This is a genomic window from Pectobacterium fontis, assembly GCF_000803215.1.
Lineage (GTDB): Bacteria > Pseudomonadota > Gammaproteobacteria > Enterobacterales > Enterobacteriaceae > Pectobacterium > Pectobacterium fontis.
In genome coordinates this window covers 37500-50313 of sequence record NZ_JSXC01000029.1, presented here as the reverse complement: position 1 = coordinate 50313, position 12814 = coordinate 37500, and the positions used below count along the sequence as shown (strand labels likewise).

Sequence of the window (12814 nt, the reverse complement as noted above, 5' to 3'; positions counted from 1 at the left end):
CTACATGAGAAAGATACAAGTGCGCCTTGTCGTGCGTGTGGTGAAATGACAGAGGAATACGGTAATTAACACGCACGAAACCTTTGGACTATCTGACATGGAATAGTGGAAGCGTTCAATAACGCGGTGTATCACACCGCGTTAAGCTAAGTGAACCTTATTGCGGGAACCACTTGTCGTTGATGGCTTTGTAAGTGCCGTCAGCTTTGATGGCATCCAGCGCTTTATTTAATTTCTCCAGCAGCGCCTTGTCATCGGGACGAACGGCGATGCCCAGTCCGGTGCCGAAGTATTCGGCGTCAGTCACATGTTCGCCAACGGTTGCCAGTTCAGGGTTCGTCTTAATCCATTCGTTGACGACAGCGGTATCACCGAATACGCCATCGATACGGCCATTTTTCAGATCCAGTACCGCATTCTGGTAACTGTCATAAGAGACGGTTTGTACTTCCGGGTGTTTGTCGTGCAAGTATTTCTGATGCGTCGTACCGTTTTCCATACCAATACGTTTGCCTTTCAGCGCAGCAAAGTCGCTGAATTTCCCTTTTTGCGCGATAACCACAGCAGAGTTAGCATAGTAAGGCTGCGTGAACGCGACTTGTTTGCTGCGCTCTGGAGTGATGTCCATACCGGAAATCACGGCGTCATAGCGACGGAATTTCAGCGCAGGGATCAGACTATCAAACGCCTGATTGGTGAACGTACAGCTCGCCTGCATTTGTTTACACAATGCTTTCGCCAGATCCATATCGAAACCCACGATTTCATTATTGGCATCCAGTGACTCAAATGGCGGGTAGGTCGCGGAGGACGCAAAACGGATGGTGTCGGCGGCAGTGGCGCTGAAGGCGATCCCTGCCAATAACGTGGCGAGCACTAATTTTTTCATGACCTACTCCTGTCTGTTTTTCTTATAAAATAATGGCGCGGAGGTGTTCCGGCCTCATAATAATCATGCTATTCATTGAATTAATATGCAATTAAAATGATTAATAAATCGATTGATTGCATGCTTTTACATCGACCTGTAAGGAGGACGTCCAGAGATGATACGCCATAAAAAAGCAGGCTATTGCAGCCTGCTTCTAAAGCGTATCAGTGTGATAAAGATTAATTGCGACGTTCGAATACCAGCGCACGACGCTCAACCCAGCGCATCAACAGCGTGAGTAACCCGTTGACGCACAAATAGATAATGCCGGCCGCGCCAAATACCATCACGTCGTACGTCCGACCGTACATCAACTGGCTATAGCCCATGACTTCCATCAACGTGATGGTGTAAGCCAGTGACGTACTCTTAAATACCAGCACCACTTCATTGGAATAAGAGGAGAGTGCGCGCTTAAACGCGAACGGCAGCAAAATACGTAATGTCTGCTGCTGATTCATGCCCAGCGCTGCGCAGGATTGCCACTGCCCGGCAGGAATCGCTTTTACCGCCCCATAGAACAATTGCGTGGTATAGGCCGCGCTATTCAGTGCCAGCGCCACCATCGCACACAGCCATGGCTGCGAAAGCAGGTTCCACAGCCACGGGATTTGCTGGATGGAGGTAAATTGTCCGGGGCCATAGTAAATCAGGAAGATTTGCACCAGCAGTGGCGTACCGGTAAACAGCGTAATGTAGCCCTTGGCCAGCATGGAGATAACGGGGGTTTTTAGCGTCAGAACAACCGTCAGCAGCAGCGATAACACCAGCGCCACAACGATGGAAACGGCGGTTAACGTCAGGCTGGTATGCAGGCCTTTTACTAGCTCAGGCAAATAAGCGAGCATCAGGAAGGCCTCCGCTCAAAACGTGTCGTGCGCAGTTCAATGCGTTTCAGCACATACTGGCTTAACAGCGTGATAACCAAATAGATCGCTGCGGCGACTACGTACCAGGTAAAAGGCTCCTGCGTTCGTGTTGCAATGCTTTTGGTTTGCAGCATCAAATCGTTCACGCTAATCAGTGAGACCAGTGCCGTGTCTTTCAGTAACACCAGCCACTGATTGCCTAATCCCGGTAAGGCGTGTCGCCACATCTGCGGCATGATCAGACGGAAAAAGATCGCGGATTTACCTAGCCCGAGCGCCTGACCCGATTCCCATTGCCCTTGCGGCACGGCTTTCAGCGCACCACGCAGCGTTTGGGAGGCGTAGGCGGCATACAGCAGCGCCAGCGCAATCACGCCACACAGGAAGGGGCTGATTTCAAACATGCCGATATCCAGCTTTACCTGAATCTGCACAACACCGAGATTCAGAGTAAATCCATCCGCCAGCATCATCAGCAGTTGGGAAGACCCAAAATAGATGAACAGTACGACCAGAATTTCTGGCAGGCCGCGTAATAGTGTGACTACCGCTGTACCCGTCCAGCTAACCGCTTTCCAGCGGGCTGTTTCCCAAACGGCAAACAGCATCGCCAGCGCGAGACCGAGCACCAGTGCACAAACGGCAAGGCCGACGGTCATCCCGGCGGCGCTTGCTAGAGGTTGAAATTCAATCATTGAGCGTCAGATTACTGCTGGAACCATTTTTTGTAGATGGTCTCGTAAGTGCCATCCTGCTTGATTTTGTTGAGCGCATCGTTGAATTTTTTCAGCAGCTCATCGTTGTTTTGACGCACGGCAATGCCCAGACCGATACCGAAGTAACCTTTATCCGTTACACTCTGACCAACTGTCGCCAGCGTATCGTTCTGTTTCAGCCATTCGTTAACCACCGCCGTATCACCGAACACGGCATCCAGACGGCCATTTTTCAGATCCAGCACGGCATTTTGGTAGCTATCATAAGGCACCGTTTTGATCTCGCTGTGTTTTTCCATCAGGTATTTCTGGTGGGTGGTGCCATTCTGTACGCCAACACGTTTACCTGCCAGCGCGGCAACATCGGCCACTTTCCCTTTCTGAGCGATAAACAGCGCCGAGTTATCATAGTAGGGTTGAGTGAATGACACCTGATGCTGACGCTCTGGTGTGATATCCATCCCGGCGATGACGGCTTCAAAACGGCGGAATTTCAGGCCGGGGATCAGGCTGTCGAACGCTTGATTGCTGAACGTACAGGTGGCTTGCATTTCTTTGCACAGGGCATTGGCCAGATCGATATCGAAGCCCTGAATCTGGTTATTGGCATCGACAAATTCGAACGGAGGGTAGGAGGCTTCGGTCGCGAAACGGATGGTATCTGCGGCGTGAGCAGAGGCGGCACCAACGGCGAATAAGGCTGCAACAATCAATTTTTTCATTATCATGTTCCTGATAGTAATCAATGTGATAAATAACCAGCGAATTCAGGCGTCTGCGGCTGGGTAAAGTGCGTCGCATCCCCTTGTTCAACGATGCGGCCGTTTTCCATATACACCACCCGGCTGGCCGTTTTACGGGCAAATTCGACCTCGTGAGTAACGATGACCTGTGTAATACCGGTTTGCGCCAATTCACGGATGATATTGACAACCTGAGCGGTAATCTCTGGATCCAATGCGGCGGTGGGTTCATCAAACAGTAAAACTTGAGGTTCCATCATGAGTGCGCGAGCAATCGCGACACGCTGCTGCTGCCCGCCGGAAAGATGAAGAGGAAAGCGATCGGCAAAGTCATTGAGACGCAGGCGCGTCAGAAATTTTTCCGCTCGTGCTTTGGCGTCTTCTTTACTCAGTCCCAGCACGCGGCAGGGGGCTTCGATCAAGTTCTGTACCACCGTCAAATGTGGCCACAAATTATATTGTTGGAACACCATCCCGACGTTTTGACGCAACTCACGGATCGCGCTGTCGGATGGCGTGCGCTGAAAATCAAACTGATTACCGGCGATGGAAAGCTGGCCAGAACGTGGCATTTCTAACAGGTTAAGCACGCGTATCAGCGAGCTTTTCCCCGCACCGCTGGGGCCAAGCAGCACCAGCGTTTCACCCGCAGGACAATCAAGGGTGATATCAAAGAGCGCCTGGTATGTACCGTAGAAACAGTTAATGCCGTTTAGTTGAATACTCATGCGTAAGAATTGAATAGACATTGATGCGGCGAATGTTAACGTTGGCAGAATAGTTATGCAATCACCGTGGGTTAAAATTTGCCAATAAGCGATTTATTGGTTAAATAATAGCACAAAATAGCGGCTTACAGCCTAAACTCTCGCTTTACTCGCGGGGATACTCCGCTGAGCCGCACATTGATAGTCAACCGTAGTGAAAAGGAGATGATATGCAATTATCCACCACCCCAACGTTGGAAGGCTTCACTATTACTGAATACTGTGGCGTCGTAACTGGCGAGGCCATTTTGGGGGCGAACATCTTCCGTGATTTTTTTGCCAGCATTCGTGATGTTGTCGGCGGTCGTTCCGGGGCTTATGAGAAGGAGCTGCGTAAAGCGCGGCAGATCGCCTTCAAAGAGTTGCAGGAGCAAGCGGAGGATTTAGGGGCCAACGCGATTGTAGGCATTGATCTTGACTATGAAACCGTCGGAAAGGATGGCAGCATGCTGATGGTGACGGTCAGTGGCACCGCGGTAAAGGTTCGCCGCTAGCAGGTGAGAGCATAAAAATATCTGGTGGAAAATAAGCGCAATAGTGGAATAACGATGTTGAAATGGATGGTCTGCATAACGTTAGGACTGTTGGTGGGTTGCCAGTCAGCGCCGTCTTCGTTGCGGGAACAGAATAGTTATGTGTTGGAGACTGCATTGCAGTCGCGGGCTCAGGAGTCTCGCATCCGTTTTCTGGTGATGCACTATACGGCAGGCGATTTTGCCTCTTCCCTCAATATTCTGATGGATGAACACGTTAGCGCTCATTACCTGATTCCGGCACAGCCGCCATTGCGGCACGACAAGCCGCTTGCCTGGCAACTGGTGCCTGAATCTCAGGCCGCCTGGCATGCGGGAGCCAGTAGCTGGCGCGGGTTTAGTCGCTTGAATCATTCCTCAATTGGTATTGAGATCGAAAACGCGGGTTATCAGCGCACGCTAACAGGCTATACGTGGGCACCGTACCCCGCCTCGCAGATTCAGCTTGTGACTGCCATCGCCCGCGATATTATCGATCGCTACCAGATCGCGCCGCAGAATGTGGTGGCACATAGCGATATTGCGCCGCTGCGAAAACACGATCCTGGGCCGTTGTTCCCCTGGCAGGCGCTGGCGCAAGCGGGCGTTGGCGCGTGGCCGGATGCGCCTCGGGTGGCATTCTATTTAAATGGACGACCACCGATGCAGCCCGTTGATGAAACCATGCTGCTGGAAAAGCTGGTGCGTTATGGTTACGCCGTGACGCCAACGATGACGGCGCGTGAAAAGCGGCAGGTGATTGCCGCTTTCCAGATGCACTTCCGACCCGAGAACTATCAAGGCCAGCCCGATGCGCAGAGCGACGCGATTGTTGATGCGCTGCTGGAAAAATACGGCAGTCGCTAAACCGTTTCCTTCTCTGCTAGTTTCGCGATACGCGCCGCCATGCCACGAAAAATAAACAGATGAGCGGGCATCATCAAAAACCAGTAGACCAGCCCGTTGAACCCCGAAGGGTGCCAGCGGGCGCGAACATCCACCGTTCGGTGGGTGCCTTTGTCCGTGATGGTAAAATTAAGTTTCCCCAGCCCTGGCGCTTTCATGCCGAATAACAGCACCAACTGACGCTGTGGCTTGATAGAAATCACCTTCCAGCCGTCAATTTTGTCGCCGACCTCCAGTGTCGGGCGCTCAGGGCGTCCGTACGTCACGCCGTTGCCGCAGAGGTCGTCCAGTCGGGCGCGGATGTTCCAGAGCGTATTGGCATAAAAATAGCCTTCCTTGCCCCCAACCTGCTGGATGATCTGCCAGAGTGCCTGACTGGAGGCTGACGTGTCCATCGAATGGCCCGCCTGTTTGGGGTAAAAGCCGTAATTCGGCTTCCAACGTGCGCGAACCTCGGTGTCATCGCCCCAGTCAGCCTGCTGTACGCTCTCCATTTCGCTTTGTAGCGTGAGGCGCACGGCGTCATCAAAGCTAATCAGGTTTTGTGGGATCAAGGCCTGAAGTTCCCGGCCATCGGCCTGCAAATCGTGTTTTAGCCCCTGAATTAAGGCGCGGGCGATAGAGGGGGGAACCGATGTGACTAAGTGTAGGAACCAGACAGACACCAGATGCGTCGGCATGGGAACGGGGATCAGCACTCTGCGCTTGCCGCTAATCTGAATAAAACGCTCGAACATCGTCTGGTAACTGATGTATTCGGGGCCTGCGGCGTCCATGATGCGGTTTTCGGTCGCGGGGTAACGAGTGATGCCGATCAAATAAACCAGCAGGTTTTCCAACGCAATCGGTGATGATTTAGATCGCACCCAGCGTGGCGGTGTCAGCACTGGCAGGTTATAGACCATATCACGCATGATCTCGAACGCCGCCGACCCCGCGCCGATAATAATGCCTGCCCGCAGTTCCGTGACGGGAATCCCGCTGCTGCGCAGAATATCACCGGTAATCTGGCGTGCCTGCATATGCGGTGAGGTGTCATCCTGCGCTTGAAGTGACCCCAAATAGATAATCTGCTTTACGCGGCTGGAGGCCAGCGCCAGCAGCAGATTCATGGCGGTCATCCGCTCCCGCGCCACGAAATCTGCGCCGTCGCCCATGCTGTGTACCAGATAATAGAGTGTTTCCGCCCCCCACAGGCCATCAGGCAGGCTTTCTGGCTTTGCGAGGTCAACCTGTTGGCAATCAACCCCCGGCCAATTCCGTGAGGCGAGGGATTCAATATGACGACCCGCAGCGATCACCCGATTGCCCTGTTTGCTCAATCGTTCGGTTAAATGGCGGCCAATATAGCCCGTTGCGCCCAGAATCAGGATCGGGGCTGAGGGAGATGTCATGCGTCAGCGGCTCCACAGCAAAAAGATAACCATGGCTTACTATAACCTAAATGATTCATGGCGGGGAAACGGTGAAAAGCGTGTGATAACAAGTTGTAATGGACGATGAACCTACCTGCCCGGTAGCGGGAGCTATCAGGCAGAAGGGGGTAAAACGAAGGGAAATCAGGCTAAAACGGTATCGCCTTGCAACTGGCAACTACAGGCTAAAACATAGCCTTGTTCGATTTCGGCTGGTGTCAGCGTCATGGTGCTGGTCGTGGTGTAATCACCCGATAGCACACGGGTTTTACAGCTTCCGCATACACCGGCACGACAGGCGGCGAGCACCTGCACCTTATTGGCTTCCAGCGCCGCCAGCAGGCTGATGCCCACCGGAACGCGCAGATTTTTCAACGGACGGCTGATGGTCAGCGTGAGTTGATCGGCGTCGTCATCCAGTACATCATCCGTTGGCCGGAACTGCTCTTTAAAGATACGGTTTGAAGCAACGCCAAGCTGCTGGCTCAGGGTTTCAATCTGGTTCATGTACGGCGCAGGGCCACAGGTCATCACCGTGCGGTGGGCGATATCCGGTACGCGTTCGACTAACAGATCGCCGTTGATGCGTCCGGCAAGGAAACCGGGCGCGGCGTCAAATTCTGCCATCAGGGTCAGATGTAGCTGCTGCGGGTAGCGCTGTACCAGATCGTGCCATTCGCTGGCGAAGATCACTTGCTGGGGGTTACGCACGTTGAAAATCACATGGATGTCGATCTGTGGTTTGTTTGCCAGCAGCCAGCGACACATCGACATAATCGGCGTAACACCGCAGCCTGCTGCCGCCATAAAGTAGCGATCGCTGATCGCATTGGCGCAGGTAAATTCGCCCTGCGCATCGGACAGCCACAGATAATCGCCGACTTTCAGCGTTTGGGTCAGCCAGCGGGAGCCGACACCGTCATCGAGTCTTCTTACTGTCAGGGTGATAAAACGGCTGAGTCCCGGTGAAGAAGATATCGTATAAGCCCGTAGCGTCTCCGCGCTGTTAGCAATGCTGACCAACGCATACTGACCCGGCTGATAGGGATAAAAATCATGATTAACCAGTGAAACCGTCCAGACATCCGGCGTTTCCTGGGTAATCGAATGCACCTGCATGCGGTTAGGGCAAAGCGGTGTCGGCATTGTCATTGTTACTCTCCAAAAGAAACGGGCTGACGGCGCATCGGAAAGTGCGCCGCCGAGACGTCATGAAATGACTGTCGATACGTCGTCCGTCTTAATTCCTCAAGCGGCCAGAATGGTGTTCATATCCTGTTCGACGGTGGTAATCGCTCGCATGCCGAATTTATCGTTCAGAATGGCAAGCAGGTTGTCGGTCAGGAAGCCCGGAGCCGTTGGCCCGGTGTAGATATTTTTCACACCGAGGGACAGCAGGGTAAGCAGAATGACGATTGCTTTCTGTTCAAACCAGGACAACACCAGACTTAGTGGCAGATCGTTCACGCCGCAACCCAGTTTTTCCGCCAGTTTCACCGCCAGAATAATGGCTGAGTAGGCATCGTTACACTGACCGACATCCAGCAGACGCGGCAGGCCTTCCAGCGTACCGAAATCCAGTTTGTTGAAGCGGTATTTCCCGCAGGCCAGCGTCATGATCAGGCAGTCTTGTGGGACGTTCAGCGTGAAGTCAGTGAAGTAGCTACGCTCTTCACGGCTACCGTCGCATCCGCCAACGAGGAAGACGTGGCGCAGTTTTTTCTGTGCGACCAGATCGATCACGGTATCGGCCGCGCTCAACAGGGTTTCACGACCAAAGCCGACGGTGATCATGTGCTCGATTTCGCTGTACGGGAAGCCTGCCAGCCCCTGAGCCTGTTCGATAACCGGGCTGAAATCGTCGCCTTCCAGATGGTTCACGCCCGGCCAGCCTACGATACTGCGCGTCCAGATGCGATCGCCGTAGTTACCGACGTTGGGATCGATAATGCAGTTCGAGGTCATGACAATCGCGCCAGGGAATTTGGCGAATTCTGTTTGCTGATTCTGCCAGCCGCTGCCGTAGTTGCCCGCCAGATGCTTGAATTTTTTCAGCTCCGGGTAACCGTGCGCAGGCAGCATCTCGCCGTGGGTATAAATATTGACGCCAGTGCCGTCGGTTTGCTCCAGCAGCATGCGCAGGTCTTTCAGGTCATGGCCAGAAATCAGAATGGCCTTACCCGCAATTGGACGGACGTTAACGGCGGTCGGTTGTGGATTACCGTAGGCGTCGGTTTCGCCCCGGTCGAGGATCGCCATGACGTTGAAATTCATTTTACCGATGCCCATCGCGTTGTTCAGCAGGGTATCGACGTCGGATGGCTGGGTGCCCAGCCAGGCCATGAAGGCATGGTATTCGGCATAGATAGCCTCGTCATACTGACCGAGAACGTGCGCGTGTTCCATATAGGCCGCCGCACCTTTCAGGCCGTAGAGGTTGAGCATACGCAAGCCGTGAACATCGTCACCGACGATGGCTTTATCGCTATCTAACGCAAAATCCGCCGCCTGTTGCAGCAAGGTCGGAATATCGTTGCCCGCCAGTTGCAGCGTTGCCATTGGGTGATCCACCGTCGCGGTGGCATCGTGCAGACGGCAGCGAACGGCCAGTGATTCACGCAGTGTGATGGCTTCCTGTGCATAACCAATAATGCGCTGAGAATCGAAGTTAACGTTGGTCAAGGTAGAGAAGAAGGCGCGGGGCGCAAAATTATCTACATCGTGATCGATGATATCCAACTCGCGCGCTTTCAGCGCCCAGGCAGAAAGCCCTTGCAGCACCGCGACCAGCAGGTCTTGCAGATCGGAGGTTTCTGCGGTTTTGCCGCACATGCCCTGCGCGTAAGAGCAGCCGTTTCCAACAGGGGTACGAATCGTTTGTTCACATTGCACACAAAACATAATGACGTCCTTTTTTTAAGTTGCATTTAAAATGCTTGTTTAAAGCATAGTGTCAGCCGAGGTCGGTAAAAAGGCTTTTTTAGCGCAACAGTAGGTAAATTTGATTTAGCGCAATTTTGGTGATGGGCAATGAAAATCACTCTCAATCACAGCCCATAAATGCGGGGAGAAACGGCCTTCAGTGTGTACTCATGAGGAAAACAGCGCCATCAGTATTGGCGCCGCGAGGCTTAATAAGAAACCATGCACGATGGCAGCAGGGACGATATCAATTCCTGCACTGCGTTGTAAAACGGGCAGTGTGAAATCCATCGACGTCGCGCCGCAAAGGCCTAATGCACAGGAGCGATTACGCTGTGCCAGCGTGGGGATCAGTATAATTGCCAACAACTCGCGGGTCAGATCGTTGAAAAAGGCGGCGCTGCCGATGACGGGGCCGAGCGCGTCGGTCAGCAGAATGCCTGACAGCGAATACCACCCATAGCCGGAAGCCATCGCCAGACCGGTTTTTAATGGTAACCCCAGAATCCATGCCGCCAGCAGGCCACCACCGAGTGCGCTGATGCCGACGAGGAGCGCAATAACCAGACCGCGACGATTTAATACGATTTGGCGTAGCGTCATCCCGCTATTGCGTAGTTGAATGCCGACCAGAAAGAGTAAAAAGATGAGGGCATATTCGCTGCCTGTCGCGGCATAAGTGAACCCCGACCATTGCGTCAGGCCTAGCAAAAAACCGCCGAAGACCACCGTGCAGAGTGTGAACGATTCAAGGATCATATGCAGCCGGGAAAGCGGGGCGGCGTCGCTATATTTGCTGTGCCACGCGCTGCGTTTTTCCCATAACCACAGTGCAATGCCGTTTGCCGCGACAATACAGAGTGCGAAGACGACGGTGTAGCGGAAGATAAGTAATAAATTGCTGCTGAGGTTTTCCAGAAAGGCCAGACTAATTCCCATCAAGAACAGAATAACGTACACCATCCCACTCAGCAGTTGATTAATTTGCTGTAATGCTTTTTTGGCGCGTAGCGGTATCAGATAGCCAGCGATAAGCGGTAATAAAATAATTAATAATCCTGAATACATCACAGAATTGGTGTCCTTTACGCGAGAAAAACGGCGGTAACCCGTATTTTAGAATGACCATAGTCAAGCGATGTGGCTTTTTTATGTCTACCCCAACAGACGTTGCCACGGCGGAAACGCCAACCGTGCATTGACAACATCCTGAGGTTCATGGGCTACACTTGGTGGGAAAAAAAACGATAATCTCTTAAAATTAAACAAATTATCGGCGTGAGTAAAGCGATGACTGGCTGGCTGTGTCTGCTTGATGGGTATGCCGCCAGTAAAAATCCGTAGGCAGTCGCTACAGGAGAAAAGGATGCATCTGGAACGTATTGAAATCCTAGGATTTCGGGGAATCAACCGTCTGTCGCTGACGCTGGACGAGAATAACGTACTGATTGGGGAAAACGCCTGGGGGAAATCGAGCCTGCTCGATGCGCTCTCGCTGCTGCTCGCACCGACGTTGCCGCTTTATCACTTTGATATGCAGGATTTTCACTTCACGCCGGGGGATGAAAACAGTCGGGAAAAGCACCTTCAGATTATTTTCACTTTCTGCGAAACCGCACCTGGTCATCATTTAGCTCCTCGTTATCGCTCACTCAGCCCCGTGTGGGTAGAGGGCGAGGCATCGCTATGTCGCGTTTTTTATCGGCTGGAAGGTGAGGTTGACGAAAGCCAGTCCGTTTTCACCTGGCGTAGCTTTCTCGACGCCGACGGACACCCGATACCGCTCGACGATATTGATGAACTGGCCAGAGAAATTATTCGCTTGCATCCGGTGCTGCGACTGCGTGATGCGCGCTTCATGCGACGTCTACGCTCCGGGACGCTGGCGGCGACATTAGATAACAGTAATGAGAAGCTGGCTCAGCAGTTCGAGCAACTGATGCGTGAATTGGCGCAAAATCCGCAGAAACTGACGGATAAAGAGTTACGCCAGGGCTTAGTGGCGATGCGGCAACTGCTAGAGCACTATTTTTCCGAGCAGAACGCCACGGGTAACGACCGACGTCATCACCGCCATGCACGAACGCACAACGGTAAATCATGGCGATCGCTGGATAATATCAACCGGTTGATTGCCGATCCCAATAGCCGCAGCCGCCGCATTATCCTGCTGGAACTGTTCTCCACGCTATTACAGGCGAAAGGATCCGTGGTGTTGGATCCCCATGCCCGCCCGCTTTTGGTGATCGAAGATCCAGAAACCCGGCTACATCCGATTATGCTGTCAGTCGCTTGGGGACTACTGACGCAGCTACCGCTCCAGAAAGTGACGACAACCAACTCGGGGGAACTCTTGTCGCTGGTGCCGATGGAGCAGGTGTGCCGTCTGGTGCGTGAATCCTCGCGGGTGGCGACATACCGTATTGGTCGCCAGGGGATGAATGCGGAAGACAGCCGACGTATTGCGTTTCATATTCGGATGAATCGACCTTCGTCACTTTTCGCCCGTTGCTGGCTGTTGGTGGAAGGGGAAACGGAAGTCTGGATGCTAAATGAACTGGCACGTCAATGTGGGCATCATTTTGAAGCGGAAGGCGTGAAAGTGATTGAATTTGCTCAGTCTGGGCTACGGCCATTGCTGAGATTTGCGTACCGCATGGGAATTGAATGGCATGTGCTGGTCGATGGCGACGAGGCGGGGAAAAAATATGCCGCCACGGCGAAAAGCATGTTAACCGCGCAGAATGAGAGCGAGCGGGATCATCTGACCATCCTGCCCGCATCGGATATGGAACACTATATGTATCGTGAGGGGTTCAGCCACGTTTACCACCGCATTGCACAGTTGCCGGAGAAAGTGCCGCTATCCATGCACAAAATCATTATTAAGGCTATCCATCGTTCATCCAAACCCGATCTGGCGATTGACGTGGCGATGGAGGCTGCTGCGATGGGGAACGAGGCAATCCCTTCGCTGATTCGCAGTATGTTCTCGCGTGTGCTGTGGCTGGCTCGCGGGCGTGCAGATTAATT

12 protein-coding genes are annotated in these 12814 nt (G+C 53.0%); 3 read left to right on the top strand and 9 right to left on the bottom strand.

Annotation, left to right across the window (positions count from 1 at the left end):
- Positions 1 to 157: 157 nt before the first annotated feature.
- The 5 genes from artJ (OI69_RS09340) to artP all read right to left on the bottom strand — a co-directional run bounded on the left by artJ (OI69_RS09340) (position 158) and on the right by artP (position 3987).
- Positions 158 to 889, bottom strand: a complete 732-nt coding sequence (gene artJ / locus OI69_RS09340) for an arginine ABC transporter substrate-binding protein (protein ID WP_039349203.1) — start codon at positions 887 to 889, stop codon at positions 158 to 160.
- Positions 890 to 1110: 221 nt separating this feature from the next.
- On the bottom strand, positions 1111 to 1779 hold the full coding sequence (artM, locus tag OI69_RS09335) for an arginine ABC transporter permease ArtM (protein ID WP_039349200.1): 669 nt from the start codon (positions 1777 to 1779) through the stop codon (positions 1111 to 1113).
- Positions 1779 to 2495, bottom strand: coding sequence for an arginine ABC transporter permease ArtQ (gene artQ, locus OI69_RS09330; RefSeq protein ID WP_039349197.1), 717 nt, complete (start codon positions 2493 to 2495; stop codon positions 1779 to 1781). The genes artM and artQ overlap by 1 nt, the downstream gene beginning before the upstream one ends.
- A gap of 11 nt (positions 2496 to 2506) precedes the next feature.
- Positions 2507 to 3238 (bottom strand): arginine ABC transporter substrate-binding protein, encoded by a 732-nt coding sequence (gene artJ, locus OI69_RS09325; RefSeq protein ID WP_039349193.1) that lies wholly within the window; start codon positions 3236 to 3238, stop codon positions 2507 to 2509.
- A gap of 20 nt (positions 3239 to 3258) precedes the next feature.
- Positions 3259 to 3987, bottom strand: a complete 729-nt coding sequence (artP, locus tag OI69_RS09320) for an arginine ABC transporter ATP-binding protein ArtP (protein ID WP_327078726.1) — start codon at positions 3985 to 3987, stop codon at positions 3259 to 3261.
- Positions 3988 to 4196: 209 nt separating this feature from the next.
- Here artP and OI69_RS09315 point away from each other — a divergent pair, with 209 nt between their 5' ends.
- Complete coding sequence (locus OI69_RS09315; protein WP_039349187.1) at positions 4197 to 4520, top strand: heavy metal-binding domain-containing protein; 324 nt, start codon at positions 4197 to 4199, stop codon at positions 4518 to 4520.
- Positions 4521 to 4574: 54 nt separating this feature from the next.
- On the top strand, positions 4575 to 5405 hold the full coding sequence (locus OI69_RS09310) for an N-acetylmuramoyl-L-alanine amidase (protein ID WP_039349184.1): 831 nt from the start codon (positions 4575 to 4577) through the stop codon (positions 5403 to 5405).
- Here the strand turns inward: OI69_RS09310 and OI69_RS09305 are convergent.
- The 4 genes from OI69_RS09305 to OI69_RS09290 all read right to left on the bottom strand — a co-directional run bounded on the left by OI69_RS09305 (position 5402) and on the right by OI69_RS09290 (position 10849).
- The gene (locus OI69_RS09305) at positions 5402 to 6838 is read right to left on the bottom strand and encodes a DUF2867 domain-containing protein (protein ID WP_039349180.1); all 1437 of its coding nucleotides are present in this window, start codon (positions 6836 to 6838) and stop codon (positions 5402 to 5404) included. The two genes, OI69_RS09310 and OI69_RS09305, sit on opposite strands and share 4 nt — an antisense overlap.
- A gap of 165 nt (positions 6839 to 7003) precedes the next feature.
- Positions 7004 to 8011, bottom strand: coding sequence for an NADH oxidoreductase (gene hcr / locus OI69_RS09300; RefSeq protein ID WP_039349176.1), 1008 nt, complete (start codon positions 8009 to 8011; stop codon positions 7004 to 7006).
- A gap of 96 nt (positions 8012 to 8107) precedes the next feature.
- The gene (gene hcp / locus OI69_RS09295; protein ID WP_039349172.1) at positions 8108 to 9760 is read right to left on the bottom strand and encodes a hydroxylamine reductase; all 1653 of its coding nucleotides are present in this window, start codon (positions 9758 to 9760) and stop codon (positions 8108 to 8110) included.
- 189 nt (positions 9761 to 9949) lie between these two features.
- Entirely contained in the window at positions 9950 to 10849 is a 900-nt protein-coding gene (locus OI69_RS09290; protein ID WP_039349169.1) for a lysine exporter LysO family protein, read from the bottom strand.
- Between the two features lie 298 nt (positions 10850 to 11147).
- Between OI69_RS09290 and OI69_RS09285 the strand changes: the two genes are divergently transcribed.
- The gene (locus OI69_RS09285; RefSeq protein ID WP_039349166.1) at positions 11148 to 12812 is read left to right on the top strand and encodes an ATP-dependent endonuclease; all 1665 of its coding nucleotides are present in this window, start codon (positions 11148 to 11150) and stop codon (positions 12810 to 12812) included.
- Positions 12813 to 12814: the final 2 nt, after the last annotated feature.